The organism is Grimontia sedimenti, assembly GCF_011045095.1.
Lineage (GTDB): Bacteria > Pseudomonadota > Gammaproteobacteria > Enterobacterales > Vibrionaceae > Enterovibrio > Enterovibrio sedimenti.
Map to the genome: position 1 here is coordinate 179,909 of NZ_JAALDL010000002.1, position 20,207 is coordinate 200,115.

The window sequence follows — 20,207 nt, forward strand, 5'->3', positions numbered from 1 at the left end:
TTCTTTTATACTTCGTATCATGACTATGACTTCTTAACAAAACGAGAAAATGGCCCATAGACTCGTCTTCGTCATCACAGGTTTGTTCCTACTTTCAGGTTGTCTGGAATCAGACAAGGCTCGCGCACAATTTGAAAACTATCAGAGTCGCCTTGCCAACGTGGTGAATACTGAGCCTCTACCGTTAGAAGACAGTGTTTCCATCGAACTTCCGAGAAAGCGGGACCTTACTTTACCCCTCGAAGATGTTCGGATGGGCTTGCTCGATGCTTATGAACTGCGAGAGTGTGGATTGTTTCAATTGATAGCCGACAGAAACTCCATTCTCGGCAAGGTTCAGGACGCCTTCAGGCAGCTCAATTATGAAGTGTCGCTGTTAAACACACTTGAACTTTGCTTATCAGAGGTCGAAAGCGATACCCTCCGCGAGCAATTGCTCAAAGTCCAAAAGCAAAAGCAACAGCAGCTCAGTACCGTGTACTGGAACACGCTGATCAGCAGCGATGCGTGGCGGCAGCAGCTCACCCCTTCCGGGATTGGATTGATCGCGCCTGATAAGCCTTTTCCGCACAGCGAAGCACTGTTGGCCATTAATGCTTACGCTCATCTGTCAGAGAAAGATACTGATATCGTTTCTCTTCAGGAGCCCATCGAAAAGCAGCGCTATCTAGGCACCGTTTTCTATTCCATGGATGAAAGCACTCGTTGGCTTAACACCATTACCAAGCAGCTTTATCGCGATGACCTTCTGGTGATTTGTGGTGCGAACCGCGATCCAACCCGCCTCAACTACCTCAGAAATGTCTTCGATAAATTCTTCATCGGCGAAGTGCAACCCTACCTTTCGAAAATCAACGGGCTTTATCTCGATGCCCAGCCTGCACTGGAAACCCTTCACAGGCAATTACCAGACAATGAGGTTTTCTTTAACTACAACGACGCCTATTTTGCCGGCAGTCACTATCAGAATTTCCAGCAAGCCGTTAAAGACCATGTTGGATACTGGCAACAATTGTTTCAGCGATGCAATGTGCAGCTATAGTGCTGCCATATCAATGACTCTATCAGCACTTTTAATCGTCTCTGGACGGTGGGCAATCATGACCCTGGTGAGTGGCAATGAAGTAATATTCCGTGTTACGTTTCGCTCTCGCTCAACATCCAAACTACTTGTCGCTTCGTCAAGGTAAAGAATGGCGGGTTGTCTATACAAAGCCCGAGCCAACAAAAGGCGCTGCATCTGCCCACCAGAAAGGTTGGATCCCATGTCAGCAATTAAGCTTTGGTAACCCATGGGTAGGCGAGTTATGTCCTGATGAATATCAGCAAAATAAGCACACTGGTAAATCAATTCTTGATTGGGTTCGGGTGAAAAGAAAGCAATGTTATCTTCAATGCTCCCGCTAAGGAGAACATCATCCTGCATCACAGAAGCAATCAATTTCCGGTAATTCACCAAACCAATGTCCCTGATATCCTCGCCACCCACCCGTACCTGCCCGGATGTAGGCTGTAGCAGGCCCAGCATAATTTTTATCAAGGTCGACTTACCACAACCGGAAGGACCGACAATCGCCACACACTCGCCCGGTGCTATGCGTAAGTTAATATTATTTAGGAGATAATCTGACTGCTCAGAATAGCGGAAAGAAACATTCACCAACTCAATTTCTCCGCCCAACCGTTCGATTTCCCGACCATTGTCTCTGTGCGCTTCCTGTTCGTGCATAGCGATATCAGCAATACGGTCAAGGTGTAGGCGCATCATCTTAAACAAAATCAATTGCTCGATTAAGGCCGTAAACCGGGTGGTTAACTGCGCTTTATATGCCAAAAACGCGAATACCATACCCACAGTCAGAGAGCCGCTCATCACGCCCGTCGCCGCCAGATAGATCACGATGATATGTTCCAATCCGAAAAGGAACTGCCTGGCCGCCTCAAAACCAATATTCAGTCTGCCAAGACGGATATCCGAATTGATCACTGACCCATACAGATTCTGCCAGTGACTCTGACGCGTGGATTCTGCGTTAAAAAGCCTGACAGTTTGCATTCCCCGAACGGTTTCAAGAAACTGACTTTGCTCTTTGGCTTTGGCTTCGATAGAGGCTTCAGTGACCTGTTTCAGCCTTCTGAACATCACCAAACGCAAAGCCAGATACAAGAGCACAACCGCCATGACAACCGCTGTCAATGTGGGGCTGTAAATCAGCATCACAATTAAAACCGTCGTCGACATTACGCCATCAACAACAGTTTCGACCAGCCCTGTCGTCATTCTCTCGCGAATATCAGCAAGAGAACCAAAGCGGGAAACAATATCACCCACATGGCGCGTTTCGAAAAAACTCATCGGTAAACGAAGCAAATGGCGGAGCAGATTCGCCCCCATCTGCAGGTTCAGTTGACTCGATAATCGTAAGATCAGCCAGCTTCGAATCGCGGTCGTGACCGTGCTGAACAGAAGCACCAAACTGAAACCCAAAGCGAGCACAATGAGCAAAACATCGTCGTAGCGAACGATGACCTCATCAAGCACAAGCTGGATATAATAGGGATTCGCCAACACAAAGATTTGAAGCAGAATAGACAACACGATCAGGCTAGTTAGCGCACCGGTAAAGCCCGAAATCTTTGTCCACAGTTGCGTTAAAGACATCTTCTGCCGTTCATCGGCTTTCTTGAAGTCGGATGTCGGCATAAGCTCCACAGCAATACCTGTGTACTTCTCGCTAAATGATGCAACGGATAGCACCTTCGGCCCCGTCGCAGGATCATTGATGAAGAGCTGGTTTTTCTTCACTCCGGTTAATACCACAAAGTGGTTTAAATCCCAGTGGAGAATACAGGGCAAGCTTAGCTTCCCCACACTTTCGAGCGGGCATTTGATGGCTCGGGCGGCAAGATTCAGTTTGTCGGCAGCCTGAATAAGGTGATGAACGGTCATCCCACTTAGGCCTGCAGAAAAACGTTTCCGAACTGAAGGCATATCCAGCTTGTGCCCATGATAGCTTGAGACCATAGCAAGACAGGCAAGGCCGCACTCTGCTGATTCAGTTTGCAAAATAGGCTTGACCGACTTCTTACCTGAGTACTCTATCAATGAAGTGATATGAGGTTCCTGATCGACGACCTGCATACTAAATTTTCCCTAATAACCCGTAGAGTGGCTCAAGAATCCAACCCAAAATACTGCGGCTTTCCAGCACAATGTCAGCTTCCAGCCTGAGGCCATTTTTTAAAGGATATTCATGGCCGCCCTGCTCTATCACAGCTTGTTTCAGGGTCACCCGAATCCGATAAGAAGGTTCCGAAATCGGAAAAACAGCATTCTCTTGTTGAATCAGTACGCTATCAATCAAAGACACTGTGCCTTCTACGTAACCAAAACGCTGATAAGGAAATGCATCAAGACGGATCTTTACCAAGTCTCCCGTTTGAACAAATCCCGCCGAACGCGTTGGTAGCATGAGTTCTGCCACCAAGGTCGCCTCTTCCGGGATGATGCTAATTAACCGATCTCCCTCCCTGACAGCTTCACCATTAGTGGCAAAGATGCCGGAGACATAACCATCCTGGTTCGCCGTCAGCACATGACTATGGTTAGCCAGCGCCATACTGTAGTGTTGCCTGAGTGAGGACTGCTCTTTCTGCCGTTCAAGCAAATTCAATTGATACTCTTCCGGCAACATTTCGAGATCTGAAATAGCAGTATTGCGGTTTTTCCTTAGGGCAAGCTCCTCTGCCAGAATCTGCTGTTGCTGAGTTTGGAGGTCAAGCAACTCGCCCAGTTCAACTCTCATCGATTGTGCAGAGATATGGCCGTCATCGAACAGACGTTGATGCAGCAAATGTTCCTCTTTCGCCAATATCATCTTTCGCTCTATCAGATTTTTTCGCCCTTCGATGGCCGTAAGTTCCGCATTCAAATCTGAAAGCCACTGCCTTTGTTTATGCATGACTTTTTCGTGAAGCGCCTGTTGGTGGGTTATTTCCTGCGAGATCGTAGCAATCTGGGTTTGAAGTTCTTCTAACGTGCTGGCGTTGACATCGACACCATTTTCAAGCTCGCTTTTCGAGCGAATGGTCACCAATGGCTCTCCGTTTATTACGTGCTCGCCATCTGTTACATGGACACGCTCGATGATGCCTTCATTCAGGGAAACAGACTGGATAACACCGAGGTCAGGGACGAGATATCCCTGAACCGTCTCTTTACGGCTGTACTCAGCAAAAGCAAGAAAGAGTGCAATCATGGTCGTGGCACAAACCAAGAGGAAAATAGTGAGGGTCAAAGACATGGGTTGCAGCAGTAACACCTCACCCTGAAGGCGTTGCTTTCGGGCATCTAAGACGGCTTGACGATATAACTGGCTCAAACAATCAGACCTTACGGCGACCGCCAGCAAGCAGGTTTTCGGCAATCGCTTCGCAGATACCCAGTTGCTGGAAAGCATCCATCCAATAGAATTCACCACAAGGGTTAATTTCCAGGAATTTGTACTCACCTTTTGGCGTCACAATGATGTCCGCCGCCCCGTAGTTAAGACCGAGAGCCACAGTTAATTGAACCAGCTTGTCACTGACCTCTTGCGGTAACTCATAAGGCATCCACTTATCTAAAGTATGTTGCCCTCGCTTACGCCAATCCAACTCCATGCCTGAGATTTCATTGGGATTGATCGCCGCACAAAAGACCTTATTACCAACGATGGTCGCACGCAGTTCGACTTCTTTTTCAATGAGTGCCTGAAACACCATAGGGCACAGATTGAGACTCTCTAATTGCTCCAGGTGTGACTCTTCAACCTTGTTGGTAAACACCACTTGCTCTTGCCCGTCTTCCCAAACAGAAAAAGACGTCTGCATCTTGGTGATAATGTTCCCTTGGTTCCCGTGATAAAACTCCCGCACCGCTTTTGGGGAGTTGGTTGTCAGCGTGTTGGGAAGATCGAGACCGACTTTACGCGCCAACATCAATTGAAATTCTTTGTTTGAAGCGTGGCGAATAGACCAGTAGTCATCCAACTTGAAACAATCAAGGCTGTCCATGTAGCCGAGCAGAGTCCTTTTACTCTCCTCAGCGGAAGGTCCTTTAAATGACGCTTCCATGTCTTTGGGTAATCCTTTGGCAGGCTGAAAACGGCGATACCACAGCGCGAATACTTCACCGCTTTCTACTTCAATACCCGCTTCGGTAACTAGACGATTATTGGAGCCTTCGTTGGTTTGGTGGTTTTCTATCGTGACTTGGGTCGGGAATAAGTCGGAATTAAGCCGAACGGCTTGTACGCCCCTTTCTTTGAGGTATTCAGAGACAACATCAATGGATGGGTTATCGTTTGAATGTGTAACGATAACGACTTTATTCTTTTTCACACTACTTCCTTAAACCTCAGTTCACGCACTATGTCTTAACAGGCACTTAGCAATACTTTCCGAAATCGGCATCCCTGTGTCTTTCTCCAACATTCCCCATTCTCCTGCCGGGTTGACTTCCAAAAACTGGTAGTTGCCTTCAGTGTCCAAAATGAAGTCAATCGCACCAAACTTCAGGTTCATGCTGCCCATAAAGCGGGAGATGTTTTCTTTTACATCACAGGGCAAGCTGAATTGCTCCCACTGCCTTATCGGGTCAGCTTTTCTCCAATCCAATTGCGCTTTACTCTGTTCACTCACATCGATGCTGGCTGCAAAACAATCGCCATCGACATACGCCACTCGTATTTCAGTATCTTTACGCACTTCAGCCTGGAAAATCATCGGCGAATACTTCAGGCCATCGAGTTGGCTTAAATGCGCTTCAGTGATTTTGGATGTATAAACAAAGGCCTCAGGCCGTCCCATAGACACGCTGAATGGTGTGTGCATCTTGGCGACCACGTGACGATTTTGGGCAAAATAGAATTGGGTTACCCTCTCAGGATCATTAGAAAACAGAGATGGAGGAACAAATAAACCCGCTCGCTTTGCCATCACCAATTGGCGCCATTTGTTTTCCGCACGGAATTGAATGTCAGGATGATCCAGCCAAAACGCATCAACACTATGAACCAGTCCCACCTTTATGGTTTCTGATTCGCGGATAGACTGTTCTAATAACGCTTCCTCAACATGGTCCTTCAAATCACAATGGCGGTTCTTCCGATGCCATATTGCGGACACACGGCTCGCTTCTATGTCTCCGATACTGGTTTCGATATGTACTTCAATATTTCCTTTATCAAGACATCCGCTCATTTTGAAGTCATGAGGATAAGCATCAGAATTAATCCTTAGGCCAATCGCACCTTGACTATTTAAATGCTCTATTACCCAGTCAACAGGATAAGAATCATCAGAATGCGTGACACATAAAACGATTTTTTTATTTTTCATTGTGTATCTCGCAAAACCAAAATGATGTACAAACAGACAGCTTGTTCATCGAAAGAATTAAACATTAGAGAGGATGAATCATATTCACTTAAAAATAGTGGCTCTATCGAGCCACTATTCAATCGCTTTTAGCGCAGGAATGCTGGCGCGTCGAAGCCTTCATCATCATCTGATGGGTGTTTCATTGTGACGTAAATTGGCTCTTTAGATGGGTCAAAACCACCTGGAAGATCACCTGGCTTAACAAAATCAAGACCGCCAGCCGCTTGCTTAGTCTCTTCTGTAGTCAGAGTTTGCGCTTCCATAAAGTTACTGAAAAATGGTGTATTTTTGCTCATGGTAAGAGTCCTTTTACTTTTACAATCATTTGTATGAAAGACGGCCAATCAGGCCAGTCTACATTTCGTCGTTCTGTGTTAGCACTCTGAATTCCCCTATAAAACAAAAGGTAACGCCTCAGGCGTGCCACATTAGACAATACAAACTTACAATATCTGAATAATCATTCTCTCAATTGTAAAATCTGATTTAGAACCAAACCTTACTTGCCATAAAAAAACCAACCTGAATTTCATTTTTTTGCGTAGCAATCAATAAGTTTCAACATAGTTAATACACTTGAACAAATATTAACCACCCATCGACTGGTTAATATTAAACCAAATAAATTCAACTAAACTTTAAAGAAAAAATAACTCCTTAACATTGCTATTTGTATTTAGCGTGTTTGTTTATATTTTTATTATTTGCCTTACAAAGACATAAGGAACGATCTAAATGAAGCAATTGGCAATATATTATTTTGAATTTTTCTCGCATTCACATCTTCTTACTATGCAATGGCCCTCATATCACCCCAAATCACACTCTTTTTTCCTTCTCTACCGCATGTAAATCAGCCAAGTTGTGCAGCAAACCACCAAACAGACGCCAAACCGAAAAAAAGTCAGGTTTTACGCTTGCGCGCAAAGTCCCTACTCGCTAATATTCATCCCGCTTTCAGGGGAAGCAAGACTGATTATCAGTAAGATATGCGTCTGTAGCTCAGTTGGTTAGAGTACTACCTTGACATGGTAGGGGTCGGCAGTTCGAGTCTGCCCAGACGCACCACGCTCTCTCTGGAAAGAAAATACTTTGCGTCCGTAGCTCAGTTGGTTAGAGTACTACCTTGACATGGTAGGGGTCGGCAGTTCGAGTCTGCCCGGACGCACCATTCCTCCCTGACCAGGATGGAATTAGAATTTGGGTCTATAGCTCAGTTGGTTAGAGTACTACCTTGACATGGTAGGGGTCGGCAGTTCGAGTCTGCCTAGACCCACCAAATTCCAATAAACGCACTACCCTTTCGAAGGCATCCCAAGCGTTTATTCGGGCGATTAGCTCAGTTGGGAGAGCACCTCCCTTACAAGGAGGGGGTCACTGGTTCGAGCCCGGTATCGCCCACCACTTTAAAAAAGCCTGCTTTCGAGCAGGCTTTTTTCGTTTGGTTTGATATCTAATTCGTTAAAACCCATTCCTATCTTTCACACTTGCGCGACAGCAAACTGCTCACAGCTTCAACACATTCATCAGTATTTTAGCTTCCTTGCGAATCTTAGCTTCTACTTTTCCAAATCGACCGATATCTACATCAGGTTGACTGATATGTATCAATATCATCCTGAATTTAAAGTGAAAATACCCATCCCTGAAAGATAAGAAAAACCAAGGATGGTTATGAAACCCTATAAGGATATTATGTTCCTCGCCGTTCCCATTGCTTTGTACAGCGTGTTGTTTGCAAGTCTCGGCTTTATTGACACCTTCATGCTCTCTGCTTTGGGCGGAGATACCGTTGCGGCAGCTGGTATTGGCTCACGGGTGCTGTGGTTTGTGTCTAACGTGATTGTCGGCATTGCTGGTGCCACTACCATTTTTTGTGCCCAGCATTGGGGAGCAAAAGATAATAAGAGTCTTAGCGTTACTGTTCATATCGGCATGATTCACGCTGTGATCGCTTCCGTGCTGTTAGTCAGCGCTGCGCTTATTTTCAAAGATCAGATTGCGGGTTTGATGACGAATGATGGTGCGATTGCAGCGATGGCTAGCAGCTACATTGAAATCTCAATTCTCTGTGTTTTGGTCACGAGTTTCTCCGCGATTTGGGGAGCTGGCCTGAGAGCGATTCAAAAGCCAAAGGTTATTCTGTATCTGTTTGTCTTTGAGCTCGTCCTTAATGTGTCTCTCAACTACCTGCTGATTTTTGGTCACTATGGCTTCCCTGCACTTGGTCTTGAAGGCGCTGCTTGGGGAACGTTGGTAGCGAGAACAACTTCCACATTGATCCTATTTTTCTATGTTCATGCTTTCGAGAGAATACTTGGCTTTACGGCATCTTCCTTTGTTGCAGCAAAGGAGAAAGCTAAGAACGTAGCCTTCGTGAACATTGCGCTACCGATTATTGGCGGTGAAATCATCTGGAGTGGTGGCATGACGGCCTATCACACCATTTACGGCAATATTGATGGCACCGCTCTGGCGGCTATGTCGATTCTCGCCCCACTGGAAATACTACTTGGTTCGTTTAGCTGGGGTTGCGCTGCCGCTGTTGGTGTGTTGGTTGGTCAGAAGATAGGTTCCAACAACCATCAAGAACTCAATGCCTATGTTCGTGCGGGTTTGATTGCTTCTGTCACGGTAGGAGGAACGATTGTTGCCCTACTTTGGATTGGGCGTGATTTGCTTGTTGGGTTGTTCAACGGCATTGAGCCAGAAGTGCTGGATGCTGTGTATCTGCTCTTCCCTTTCATTCTGGCTTCTATATTCCTTCGCTCAGTGACCATGACATCTATGTCGGGCATTCTTAAAAGCGGCGGCGACACCAAGTTCACCATGTATCTGGATATGGTGGCGCAATGGTTTGGGGCCATTCCTTTAATGCTAGTGCTGGCGTTTTGGTTCGAACTGCCCGTGCAGTATGTTTATGCCGCAGTCTTGCTGGAGGAAACACTCAAATTGATCCCTGTGATGCTGCGAATCAAAAACAACAAGTGGATTAAGACGCTCTCCCAAAACAGCACGTCGGCGGAGCCCGTTCCAGGCTAAACAATCTGGTGTATCTCATTCGTCGGCCCAACAAAAAAGCACCTCGTTTTCTGAGGTGCTTTTTTGTGTTGAGTGTAATTCTTATCCCAGAAGGGAAACTGAATTAAAGAATGTTTTTGGGCACAATTCTTCGCAGTTTCACCTTCAGCTGTTTGGAGGTAGACACGGTATCGTCTGGGTTGAAATCTTCAGTGATTCGCCAAGCATTTTCTGGTTCTAACTCTACTTCCATTGCGCGACGAACATCCTTGGTTATCGCCTCTGACCTTACGATGGTAATACTTTCGGTATTGAGGTTCGCGCTTCTTGGGTCGAGGTTGTAGGTGCCAATCACTGTTGTGTGGTCATCAATGGTCATGGTTTTGGCGTGAAGCCCAAAGATTGGCTGGGTAGGCAAACGCTTTACCATATGCTCTGTCATCACCCTTTGTCTGACTTTGGCATCAGGTTTAAATTCGTAAATCTCAACGCCGGTATCAAGTAGTGCTTTGCGGTCTCTTTGGTAACCACTGAACGCTTCAAGGTTGTCATTTGAAGCAAGGCTATTGGTGAGGATTTTTATCGATACACCGCGATCGACAAGCTCTTTTAAAAACACCCTATCGCGCGCTGTTGTCACCAGATAAGGGGTTTGAATCAAAATGCTTTCTTTCGCACTGTCGGCAAGTTCGACCAGCTTATCTTGCGTGATGCTGCCTCCACCCAGGAATTCACTCTTATCGTTTTTGCCCGGCTCATCGTAGATGTACTCAACATCTTCAATGAACCTGAACTTACCCTGCTCTTCTAGATAACGAAATGTCTCAGGTACTTTCTCGATTTCAGCGCGAATTTCAGGGTTAAAGTTTTCTGGATTACATGCATAAGCGTGTAAGCGAGAAAAGTCAGGATTTTCTGGGAAAGTATCTTCAGGGAAAAGCTTTTCAACGCTCACGCTTAAATCGTTATTCCAATACTCTTCAAAAGAGGTTGTCAGCGTCTTCACTTCTTTTCCTGCTAAGAACACATCTCTGTCCCTGAAGTTATAGGCATGGTCGAACCCAAAGTATTCGTCTGCGATATTGCGCCCACCCGTAATCGCCACCTGGTTATCTACCACAAAGATTTTGTTGTGCATTCTTTGGTTTAAACCATGAAAATCAGTCAGCAGTACCTTCACTTTTTCAGCGAGGTTTTTCCCGATATTCACGTTGGGGTTGTATATCTTAATCTCGATGTTTTCATGCCCTGCTAGCATCAACAATTCATCGCCACGGGCTTCAATCATGATGTCATCGACAAGCACACGGACTTTCACACCTCGTTCAGCCGCTTTTACCAGCATGTCGCTGGCAATCAGCCCGATGTTGTCCACGGAGAAAATGAAGTATTGGATATCAATGGATTTCTCTGCACTTTCAGTCAGCCAAGCCCGTGACATCATGGCTTCTGCGCCCTGCTCCAGCACATAAACGCCCGTTTTGGCGCTGAGTTCATCTTTATATGGCGTTAAGTAGGATGAGAGTGACTGACGCTCAATCGATGATTGACCTTCACAGTGATTTTTCTGGGACAATGGCACGCTATCTGGCGGGGAATCACAGCCAAACAGCAGGAAGGATAAAGAAAGCACGCTGATTTTAATTGAGGGAATAGCCAACTGATTCTATGTCCATATAGTCTGATATCTAACCAGTTGTTGAACATACACAAAGGGTTGGTTGTTGTCACTTTTAGCCGCCAATAGCGTGCTGCCTTAAACAACTTTATACATCGCCTTGGCATTAGTGCTCTTCCGATAAACAAAGCCCAATTCATTTCTCATCAACTAATTGAGATTCCTTTTAGGTATGTTCTCCAGGCCTGTCCTAAGCTAAGTGTTAACCATGATTAACACTTATCACAAAAAAAGAGACAGCGCTATGCCACGTTCTATCAAGAGCAAGCTCTCCCTCGCAATTGCGTTCATCATTATTGTTGTTGCCGCCGTGCAGTTCACACGCCAAGATCAGCAGTTAATGACCTATACCCAGAACTCAGTTGCGCAATATATCGACTCTGTGAATATCGCTACAGCGAAGGGTATTCAGAACTGGATTCAACCCCGAATCGGTATTATTCAGAGCGCACAACGAAGTGACCTGAGTGCAAATGGCCAACCTATTTATGCTTATCTCGACCAAGCCAGAGCGTCCGGCAGCTTTCAATCTGTTTATGTTGGCACGTCTGGCGGAGAGATGATTCGCTACAACGCAAAACCATCGAAAGCGGGATATGACCCAAGACAGCGCCCTTGGTACATACAAGCCTCCAGTGCTGAAGGCCCCATTATCACCAAGCCATATAAAGACTCTGCGAGCGGCCAACCTGTCGTCACCATTGCTGAAAAGTACACGCGAAGCAACGGTGAACAAGGTGTTATCGCCGGTGATATCAACATTACACAGTTGATTGATTATATTAAGAGCATCAGCAGCGAGAGCACTCAAGCGATTTTGTTTGATAACAACGCGACAATTCTTGCAAGTGTCGACGACGGCATGACGTTGCAGCCCGCGAGTGAGCTAACACAACAAATCAGCGCGGAAACCCTGCCAGTTATCGCCCAATCTTTCGATGTCAGCGAGATGAGCATTGGCAACACCCCTTACCTTTTCAACATCCAAAAAGTTGAGGGCACGCCTTGGTTTGTCGCGGTCGCGGTTGATAAAGCCTTCGCTTTCCAGACCGTGAATTCCGCTCGAACCGATTCTCTGATCTTCTCCGCATTGCAAGTGATCTTGGTTTCTGCGTTAGTGGTGTTCTTGGTGAACAAATTGCTCAAACCACTCTCTCCTATCATGCGCGCGATGAAGAAGCTTGCACAAGGTGACTTAACTGCCCACGTTCAAGTGACGACCAAAGATGAAATCAGTGTGATTGCACGCGGTATCAATGAAGTGTCCCAGAACCTTCGCGATATTGTCGGCGGCATCTCTCAGGCGACAATGAACATTTCCAGTGAAGTGGATCAGGTGAAAAGCCAGACCGAGAGCAATCATCACACCCTCACTCATCACAGTGAAGTGACTGAGCAGGTAGTTGGCCGCATCGAAAATATGAATTCCACCGTAGACTCTGTCGCAGAAAGTGCTTCAGAAGCATTGAGCTGTACTCAACGGACTAATCAGCAAACCTTTGACTCCAAACATCAGGTTAAAGAGTCGGTAAGCAGCGTGAATTCTCTGCTTCAGGAGATCTCTGATATGGAGGCGGACATTCAGGCGATGAGCGCGAATTCAGAGAAGATAGCCTCTGTGTTGGGTGTGATTGGTGATATTGCGGAGCAAACCAATCTGCTTGCTTTGAATGCGGCGATTGAGGCAGCGCGAGCTGGAGAGCAAGGCCGGGGGTTTGCGGTGGTTGCTGATGAGGTTCGCGCCCTGGCGAGTCGAACACAAGAAAGCACCTCAGAAATTAATGAGATGCTTTCCAAGCTTAATGACGGTACGGAACGTGCTGTTCGCGCCATCGAGAACACCAAGAAGAGTTGTATGGTCGCTGTTGAAAAGGCGGATGTTGTTGATACCAATCTCGACGTCATGGCAGCCTCGGTAAACGAAATTAATTCGCTTAACAGCACGATTACTGACATCACGAAGTCGCAAAGCCAGTCTTCAAGCGAAATCAGTCAAAGCATTGCTACCATCAGAGACATGGTAGAGAAGCTCAATCATAGCGGCGAGGCGACACTGTCGAACGTGCAGCAACTGGCAACATCCAACCAGCAGCTGTCTGCCGCCATCGCCAAATTTAGTATCTAAACCACGAACGAAAATTGGGCGAAAGTGCCATTCTCTATAGGCTGTGGAGCAATCTGCAGCCTTTCTCTTTCTTTGCTAAACCAACCACCGCCCGTTTGTCCCTGCAAATAAAGCTGCGTTGTCAGGAGTTCCTTGTTTCCATCCCATAGTTTGACGTGGATATGTGGCGGTCTGCCTGTGTAAGGAACGGGATACAAGGTTTCAAATTCGTAGTTACCGGCTGCATCCGTGATTGCAGCACCGTAACCGCCAAAAGCAGGATCGAACTTTTCAGTGTCAGCCTGCCGCGGATGGTCATAGAGTCCCACACCATCACATTGCCAGATCTCCACTTTTATACCGGCTAATGCTTTGCCGTTACTGTCTAAGACTTTTCCCTGCAAATTCATTACTTCGCCTACTAATGAATTCGCATCCAGAATCAGGGATTTTCTCACAGGGATTTCTTTCACAGGGTAAAAAGGCCCTTCCTGTTGACTTGGTGTTTTTCTGTCAGAGGCCCACGCAGGAAAGGTAATGGCTGCAATTCCAATCCCTTGTATGAAAGTGCGTCTTCTCATTTTTCTTCCTTTTTATTTTTTGGTCACTGCAAACTGTTATGACTACTAAACAGGCAAAGAAAGTTCCCGAAAATATTTGTTTTTTATTTCCCTCAAAAGCACTACTATTGCAGCGTTTTGGGGAGTAGTCACTTCGTCGCGCTGTCGTCATCCCGTAGCTTTTCGCTTCCGGCACGCGAGAACACTTATCGAAAGTGTTTTGACAAGACCAACGCACACACTGGCTTTAACTTTCGATTTTAGCTGTGCGGTTGGTCAGGCGATCCCCCCTCTCCTGTGCCCTCCGCATGCTGGAGGTATCATGTTCCTAAGCGAACTCTTTTCAGGTTATGAAGGCCTGCTCATTCTGACACTCCTGATGTTAGGGATAGACTTATTGCTCACCCGCGGAAAGATCAGTTTCCGTAGTGCAGCAGTTTGGAGTGTTTTCTGGTTTGCACTGGCGTTTGCCTTTGCAGCTGCGATCTTTTTCTTCTGGCCACACATGGCGCCGAATAGCGCTCTGACAAACGGTGAAGCAGCAACGTCCTTTGTCACCGGCTATTTGTTGGAAAAATCTCTCAGTGTCGACAACCTGTTTGTTTTCGCACTGATCTTTGCTCAATTTAAGGTGCCGGAAAGAAACGTACCCCGCATTCTGATGTTGGGTATCGTCGGTGCGTTGGTGTTGCGTGGCATCATGATCTCGCTGGGTGCGCCGTTGATTGCCAAGTTCCATGTCATTCTGTACCTGTTCGGTTTCTTCCTGATCTGGACTGGCGTACAAATGTGGCGTCAACATGGTGAAGATAACGAGTCGTTCTCTGACAGCTTTGCCGTGCGTTTGGTTAAGCGCTTCCTGCGCGTGAGCCCGGATTACCATGGCAATAAATTGTTTATCCGCGATTCATTAGGCTTGCTGGCGACTCCAATGCTGGTGGTGGTGATGGTCATTGCGATGACTGACGTGATGTTCGCTCTGGATTCAATCCCGGCAATCTTTGCCGTGACCCAAGAACCGTACCTAGTATTGGCGGCCAACGTGTTTGCGCTACTTGGCCTGCGTTCTCTGTATTTTGTACTGGGTGGCATGCTGAACAAGTTCGCGTATCTACACCACACACTGGCATTTATGCTGTGCTTTATCGGTGTGAAGATGCTGCTTATTGACACGCCGTTTGCGATCGCAACGCCTGTCTCTTTGGGCGTAATAGTGAGCTCACTGGCGATAGGGATTGGCGCATCAATCTGGAAACAACGTCAGCTAGAAAGACTGGCGCACTAGAAAAACGATGAAGGCACCGTGTGGTGCCTTCTTTCTATTTCGCTGTTACAGCTTGCCAAGATAGTCTCCCAACAAACCGCAGCCTATGCCGAACATGGCGCTGGCAAAGGTTCCCAACATGACATATTCCGTGAACATTCTGCTGCCATGATCTTTCAAATCCCCAAACCTGAAAACGGATTTGGCCGCCAAGACCAAGGCTACGCCCGGCAATTGCCCCCAAAGTACAAAGGTCACAATCAGCGCTCGTTCAAAGTAGCCAATAAAAGTCCCCGCTTCTTTTAAAGGTCGATTAGTTGCTGCATCTTCATTCGCGGTTAATTCCTGCGTCCAGTTCTGCAAAATCAAGGCAATCGCTGAAGAAGAAGGTTTAGCGCTAAAAGATAAGCGAGTCCCCAGCAAAGTAATGTCTGCCACTTCGCTTCAACAACAGTTTCCCATGCCGTGTGTCGCTGCTCCGGCGTAACGACAAAAGCGGTAATCAACGCAATCAAAACGACATGTAGCGTGAGTTTCAACACTAGCCCGCGGAGCCTTTCCGCAGGTATCGCCATGCTATGGCTGATCACCGCATATTGCGCTGTGAGTGCCAAAGCAGCGATGAAGGCGGTAAGAACGGGTATTCCCGCTATGGTGAACGCAACAAAGGCTAAGGCCGCCTGAACGGCGCCAACCAAAATCTTTCCCTGCCTCGTAGCCTCCAACAACGGGAGCACGTAAAACTCTGTGACAATATGGATAACCACCAGCACTAATATTAAGGTCAGCAAAGCACTCAATTCCTTTGATATCTTTCCAGCCTGTCAGCATACCAGCAGAGTGTTTCTTCAATGCGTCCATAATTGGCACGATTGATAATTCTTGTGAACGCGCTTCGGCTTACACCAAATTTTTCGGCGAGCTCAGCGTGCGGTTTCGACGGTTCATCGAACCAAAGCAGCAGTGCTTGTGCCATTTTGACTGTCAACTGGCTTAGATGATCATCGAGAAAAGAGAGAACGAGTTTCACATCGCTCGTAAAAGGCTGATTATCAGAAGAAAACGCCAGTCTGGCATTTTTCATCGCATCCAGGTTTCTTCCCGACAAGGTGAAAGCTTCAGAGTTATTCGCGATTCGTACTGGCAACTCTCGCTCGCTGGCTGCAGCGACCGACAGTGATAATCTGGCATCTTGCCCCAAAGCAATCAGGGATAGTCTCAGCTTTACCGCCATTTCCACCAGCGAAGCGGGTTCTACGGTGTAGATTTGAAAAGCATCTCCACGGTAGATCTCACCTTTCGCTGATTCGCTAAACGCAGAAAAGCACTGCTCTATCGCATCAATGCATTGGCGACGCAGTGCTTCTTCCATTTCTGTTGAACCGACCAAATCTCCGGTAATGACGCCGGCAATACTGATGTTCATGCCCCCCAAGTTACATAAATAGGTAACACTATTAAATGTTACGCCTTTATGTAACTTTGTCAAAGGTTACGCTGTTTTGTCACGCACTGGTTCTTCTATTGAGCTTTCTAATTGATCGTACAACGCCTGAAAACTCTCGGAGAGTTTATGTTTGGGCGCAAAATGAACAAGCGGCTTTTGGTGGTAATGCGACTCTTTCATTTTCACTGACTGCGGAATAAACGGCTCCAACAAAGGCAAACCCAACTCTCTCACATTCTCGATGATTTGCCCTGGGAACTTCGCCTGCGCGTTGAACATGTTGACCACTACCCCTTCCAGCATGAGTTTGCGGTTGTGATCATCACGAAGTTCGGCAAGGTTATCCATCAAGGTCAAAAGAGCTTGGTGAGAGAAGCTATCGCAATCAAATGGGATCAGCAGCTTGTGTGCCGCAATCAGTCCCGCTTTGCTATAGAAGTTAAGATTAGGCGGCGTGTCGATGTAAATGCGCTCATATTCTTTTTCCAACTCATCTAATGCATCACGTAGCTTGTATATCTTGTAGCGTCGCTCGAGCTCAGGCTCTAAGGTAGCCAGCCTTGGACTTGAAGGAATGATATCGAGGTTTTCGTAAGCCGTTGCTTGGGGGAAGTTTTTGATGGGAGTCGAAACAGAAAACCAAGAAACGGTTTGATCGAGAAGATCAGCGATCGTTCTGTCGTTCTTGGCATTGATATCCACACCCAGATAATGGCTGCTATTCCCTTGAATATCGAGATCAATGAGCAGTGTTTTCTTGCCGCTTGCCGCACTCAGCGCCGCAAGGTTAACCGTTATACTGGATTTACCAACACCACCCTTTTGGTTGAAGATGATTCTTCGCATCGTTTTCCCTTCCAATGGTTTGAAAAAGCACGACTACGATCTGTGCATACTCAATCAGTAGCTTACCAACACCAGAGAAAGAAAAAGTGAAGATGTGTCTCGATTATCAGTAGAAACATTCCGCGCCAGCCATATAAATGACTGGCGCGTGAAACAGTTAGGATTTACCCAGCATGCGTTTCAGGGTCTCATCCTTATCGACAATGTGGTGTTTGAGCGCACCAGCGATATGCAGAACCAGCGTGGCAATCACAATGTTCGCCAGCACTTCATGGGTAACATGACCAACCTGACCAAGCCATTCCACTTTGTCGCCCGCAGGAATTATCGGGATACCAAACACAGCTAAACCACGACCACCACCTACTGACATGGCAATACCAGAGATTGGCATCAAGAGTGTCGCTAGTAGCAAAATGTGATGAACCGCTTTGGCGGCTTTTTCTTGCCAACTTGGTGAGCCGGGAATGACGGGAATTGGCCCTTCCTTAAAACGCCAGACAATACGTGCAGAAGCCAGCAGTAAAACGATAAAACCAAAAGATTTATGCAGGCCAATCATCTGTCCTTTGTCTGGGCCGTTAGGTAGGTCTTCAACATACAAACCAAACGCCAGAACCGCGATGAACAATACTGCGACGCCCCAATGAAACATTCTGGTCGGCTTAGACAAAGACGACGAAGTACTCATTTTACCACTCTCCATATCCATAATTAATTTGGGTATATATTGCGCTCAACCTGAGCGCTAAACAATCAGCCCAGTGTAAAGTTAGGTAAAATTAGTACTTTATATTCAACGTGTTTCAGCTAAGTCTTAACCTCAAAATAGCTCCTAGCTTCCAGCCAAAATTTAATCATTCAAATTCCGGATATTCGGACCTCCTTTCATCAGATTTGTCTCTTTCTAAACAGAGCGATGACAAAGAAAGGTTCTAATTTTCATAAGGTTTTGGGATATCTAGTAAAATCTTCAAATGTGAGATCGACATACAGTGCTTGCAGCAATGCGAAGTGCCATACTAGGTTCTGTTAACTAATTATTATGCTGGAGAGATGTTCATGATCCCCCGTTGGTGTGCCGGATTTACTCTGCCTTTTATACTCCTTCTTTCTTCCTTTTCCTTTGCCAGCTTTGTAAACGCCGAAACGGCGCCACCGCAGGCAGAAACACCAAACGCTTCAAGCCAGTGGGAAACCCAAGTTGGCAACCTGAATAGAGAGCTTGGTGAGCTCGTCGCTCTTCAAAACAAGGCCAGCGGTGAAGATAAACTGGCTTTGCAACTGCAAATGTTCCAGAAAAACGAAGAGTTGCGGGCATTGGTTGCCAGCGGTGTGAAAAACGATAGCTTCGATCGGGCTTTTCTGATTAAGCAAATCAAACAGCAACAGAAATATGCAGACCAAGGTATTAAGTATCTGGCTGAACGCTCTTCCAAGCTTTCTGAACAGTTGAGCGAAGCAAAGAGTGAAGACAAATTCGCGATACTTTCTGATTACGAAGAATCCCATAAATACCTAGACAGCATGTATGAAGAGCAATCTCAGAACATCGATTGGCTGAAAAGACTTAACGCTATTGACGAGAAAACGGAAGAAGCATTCAAACTTGAAATCAATCGCCGGACAGAACAGATAGCTGCCAATGTAGAGTACATACGCCAACAACTGAGCGCTGATGACGCACAACTTAAAGTCGCACCGGAATCTGAAAAAGCGACCATTCAGCTGAGGCAGCTTATTACCCAACGTCGCATGGCTATTACCACACGCAGTCTTTCTGTGATGATTGAACTCTCTGATAAAGTTGGAATTGAAACAGCTGAGTACAAACGCCTTTATTTCGAAGCAACTGGGAGTGTGACGCAGGATTTGTTGAGTGGTGATGTCCTGCTTTCCATCATCAAGACCTGGTCGAGCAAGTTCTGGAACTGGTTCGTTGAAAACGCACCACAACATATCTTCCAGCTTATTGTCTTTTTGATCATCCTACTGATTGCCCGACAAATCGCTAACCTAACACGTAAGGTCGTCAAAAAAGCGGTGGCTGCGAAGAATCTTAAGTTCTCGGTGCTGATGCAAGACTTCTTTATTTCCATGTCCGGTAAAGCGGTTTGGTTTATCGGTATTCTAATTGCCCTTTCCCAGATTGGTCTTAATCTGACCCCCATCCTCACAGGTTTCGGTATTGCCGGTGTCATCGTCGGTTTCGCGTTACAGGATACGCTCTCTAACTTCGCAGCAGGCATGATGCTTTTGATATATCGTCCATTTGATGTGGGAGATTTTGTTCAGGCAGGTGGCGTTGAGGGCAAGGTAAGCCATATGAGCTTGGTGAACACCACCATCAAAACCTTCGATAACCAAATCATCATCGTTCCGAACAGCAAGATCTGGGGCGATGTGATTAAGAATGTCACTCATGAGCGGGTTCGACGTGTCGATATGGTCTTTGGTGTCAGTTATAGCGACGATATTGAGTTTGTAGAAAAAGTACTGACTGACATTATCACCAGCCACCCTGCTGTGTTGCGCGCGCCAGAACCCATGATCAAAGTGCATGTGTTGAACAGCTCTTCGGTTGATTTCATTGTTCGCCCTTGGGTGAAAACCGATGACTATTGGGATGTTTACTGGGATGTGACAAGAGAAGTGAAAATCCGATTCGACAAAGAAGGCATTTCTATCCCGTTCCCACAACAGGATGTACATCTCCACATGGCGTCAGGACAACTTCCTCCTTCATCTGACAAACCAGCTTGATCTAAAAATCTTAATAATTTTCAGAGAGCTCCCATTTTGGGGGCTTTCTTATTTTCTAAGGGTATCTCTCCCCAAATCACGACTCTTTTGGCAAGGCCACA

17 protein-coding genes and 4 tRNA genes are annotated in these 20,207 nt (G+C 46.5%); 9 read left to right on the plus strand and 12 right to left on the minus strand.

All coding sequences use genetic code 11. From position 1 onward, the window contains the following. The first annotated feature begins 49 nt into the window (after positions 1–49). Positions 50–1,042 (plus strand): DUF3080 family protein, encoded by a 993-nt coding sequence (locus G5S52_RS03680; protein WP_165011837.1) that lies wholly within the window; start codon positions 50–52, stop codon positions 1,040–1,042. Here G5S52_RS03680 and G5S52_RS03685 read toward each other — a convergent pair. The 5 genes from G5S52_RS03685 to G5S52_RS03705 form a co-directional block, all read right to left on the minus strand. Next, positions 1,037–3,142, minus strand: coding sequence for a peptidase domain-containing ABC transporter (locus tag G5S52_RS03685; RefSeq protein ID WP_165011838.1), 2,106 nt, complete (start codon positions 3,140–3,142; stop codon positions 1,037–1,039). The genes G5S52_RS03680 and G5S52_RS03685 overlap by 6 nt on opposite strands. Position 3,143: 1 nt before the next feature. Further along, positions 3,144–4,382 (minus strand): beta-barrel domain-containing protein, encoded by a 1,239-nt coding sequence (locus tag G5S52_RS03690; protein WP_165011839.1) that lies wholly within the window; start codon positions 4,380–4,382, stop codon positions 3,144–3,146. Between the two features lie 4 nt (positions 4,383–4,386). Then, the gene (locus G5S52_RS03695; protein ID WP_165011840.1) at positions 4,387–5,382 is read right to left on the minus strand and encodes an MvdC/MvdD family ATP grasp protein; all 996 of its coding nucleotides are present in this window, start codon (positions 5,380–5,382) and stop codon (positions 4,387–4,389) included. Between the two features lie 21 nt (positions 5,383–5,403). Continuing rightward, positions 5,404–6,381: an MvdC/MvdD family ATP grasp protein gene (locus G5S52_RS03700; protein ID WP_165011841.1), complete on the minus strand. Its 978-nt coding sequence runs from the start codon at positions 6,379–6,381 to the stop codon at positions 5,404–5,406. A 128-nt stretch (positions 6,382–6,509) separates the two neighbouring features. Further along, the gene (locus tag G5S52_RS03705) at positions 6,510–6,719 is read right to left on the minus strand and encodes a microviridin/marinostatin family tricyclic proteinase inhibitor (RefSeq protein ID WP_165011842.1); all 210 of its coding nucleotides are present in this window, start codon (positions 6,717–6,719) and stop codon (positions 6,510–6,512) included. Between the two features lie 695 nt (positions 6,720–7,414). Here G5S52_RS03705 and G5S52_RS03710 point away from each other — a divergent pair. The 5 genes from G5S52_RS03710 (at position 7,415) to G5S52_RS03730 (ending at position 9,465) form a co-directional block, all read left to right on the plus strand. Further along, positions 7,415–7,491, plus strand: a tRNA-Val gene (locus G5S52_RS03710). A 26-nt stretch (positions 7,492–7,517) separates the two neighbouring features. Then, positions 7,518–7,594: transfer RNA gene (locus G5S52_RS03715), tRNA-Val, on the plus strand. Positions 7,595–7,625: 31 nt separating this feature from the next. Then, positions 7,626–7,702, plus strand: a tRNA-Val gene (locus tag G5S52_RS03720). A 49-nt stretch (positions 7,703–7,751) separates the two neighbouring features. Continuing rightward, a tRNA-Val gene (locus G5S52_RS03725) sits at positions 7,752–7,827 on the plus strand. A gap of 270 nt (positions 7,828–8,097) precedes the next feature. Continuing rightward, positions 8,098–9,465 carry an MATE family efflux transporter gene (locus G5S52_RS03730; protein WP_165011843.1) on the plus strand — a complete coding sequence of 456 codons (1,368 nt, stop codon included), beginning with the start codon at positions 8,098–8,100 and terminating at the stop codon, positions 9,463–9,465. Between the two features lie 103 nt (positions 9,466–9,568). Here G5S52_RS03730 and G5S52_RS03735 read toward each other — a convergent pair whose 3' ends face one another. Beyond that, on the minus strand, positions 9,569–11,104 hold the full coding sequence (locus tag G5S52_RS03735) for a phospholipase D family protein (protein WP_205743762.1): 1,536 nt from the start codon (positions 11,102–11,104) through the stop codon (positions 9,569–9,571). A 262-nt stretch (positions 11,105–11,366) separates the two neighbouring features. On the opposite strand from G5S52_RS03735, the gene G5S52_RS03740 reads away from it, so the two are divergent. Beyond that, positions 11,367–13,247, plus strand: a complete 1,881-nt coding sequence (locus G5S52_RS03740; protein WP_165011844.1) for a methyl-accepting chemotaxis protein — start codon at positions 11,367–11,369, stop codon at positions 13,245–13,247. Here the strand turns inward: G5S52_RS03740 and G5S52_RS03745 are convergent. After that, complete coding sequence (locus G5S52_RS03745) at positions 13,244–13,807, minus strand: dioxygenase family protein (protein ID WP_165011845.1); 564 nt, start codon at positions 13,805–13,807, stop codon at positions 13,244–13,246. The genes G5S52_RS03740 and G5S52_RS03745 overlap by 4 nt on opposite strands. Before the next feature lie 301 nt (positions 13,808–14,108). Between G5S52_RS03745 and G5S52_RS03750 the strand changes: the two genes are divergently transcribed. After that, on the plus strand, positions 14,109–15,071 hold the full coding sequence (locus tag G5S52_RS03750) for a TerC/Alx family metal homeostasis membrane protein (protein ID WP_046306190.1): 963 nt from the start codon (positions 14,109–14,111) through the stop codon (positions 15,069–15,071). 45 nt (positions 15,072–15,116) lie between these two features. Here the strand turns inward: G5S52_RS03750 and G5S52_RS23750 are convergent, their stop codons facing one another. From G5S52_RS23750 to G5S52_RS03770, 5 genes are all read right to left on the minus strand, one after another. After that, positions 15,117–15,419, minus strand: coding sequence for a hypothetical protein (locus G5S52_RS23750; RefSeq protein WP_235956078.1), 303 nt, complete (start codon positions 15,417–15,419; stop codon positions 15,117–15,119). Continuing rightward, entirely contained in the window at positions 15,416–15,748 is a 333-nt protein-coding gene (locus G5S52_RS23755) for a hypothetical protein (RefSeq protein WP_235956079.1), read from the minus strand. The genes G5S52_RS23750 and G5S52_RS23755 overlap by 4 nt, the downstream gene beginning before the upstream one ends. A 98-nt stretch (positions 15,749–15,846) precedes the next feature. Then, positions 15,847–16,476, minus strand: coding sequence for a nucleotidyl cyclase domain-containing protein (locus G5S52_RS03760; protein WP_205743763.1), 630 nt, complete (start codon positions 16,474–16,476; stop codon positions 15,847–15,849). Between the two features lie 66 nt (positions 16,477–16,542). Further along, positions 16,543–17,343 carry a ParA family protein gene (locus G5S52_RS03765; RefSeq protein WP_165011846.1) on the minus strand — a complete coding sequence of 267 codons (801 nt, stop codon included), beginning with the start codon at positions 17,341–17,343 and terminating at the stop codon, positions 16,543–16,545. 157 nt (positions 17,344–17,500) lie between these two features. Next, positions 17,501–18,034, minus strand: a complete 534-nt coding sequence (locus tag G5S52_RS03770) for a cytochrome b (protein ID WP_165011847.1) — start codon at positions 18,032–18,034, stop codon at positions 17,501–17,503. A 371-nt stretch (positions 18,035–18,405) separates the two neighbouring features. On the opposite strand from G5S52_RS03770, the gene G5S52_RS03775 reads away from it, so the two are divergent. Continuing rightward, positions 18,406–20,106, plus strand: coding sequence for a mechanosensitive ion channel family protein (locus G5S52_RS03775; protein WP_165011848.1), 1,701 nt, complete (start codon positions 18,406–18,408; stop codon positions 20,104–20,106). The last annotated feature ends 101 nt before the right edge of the window (positions 20,107–20,207 follow it).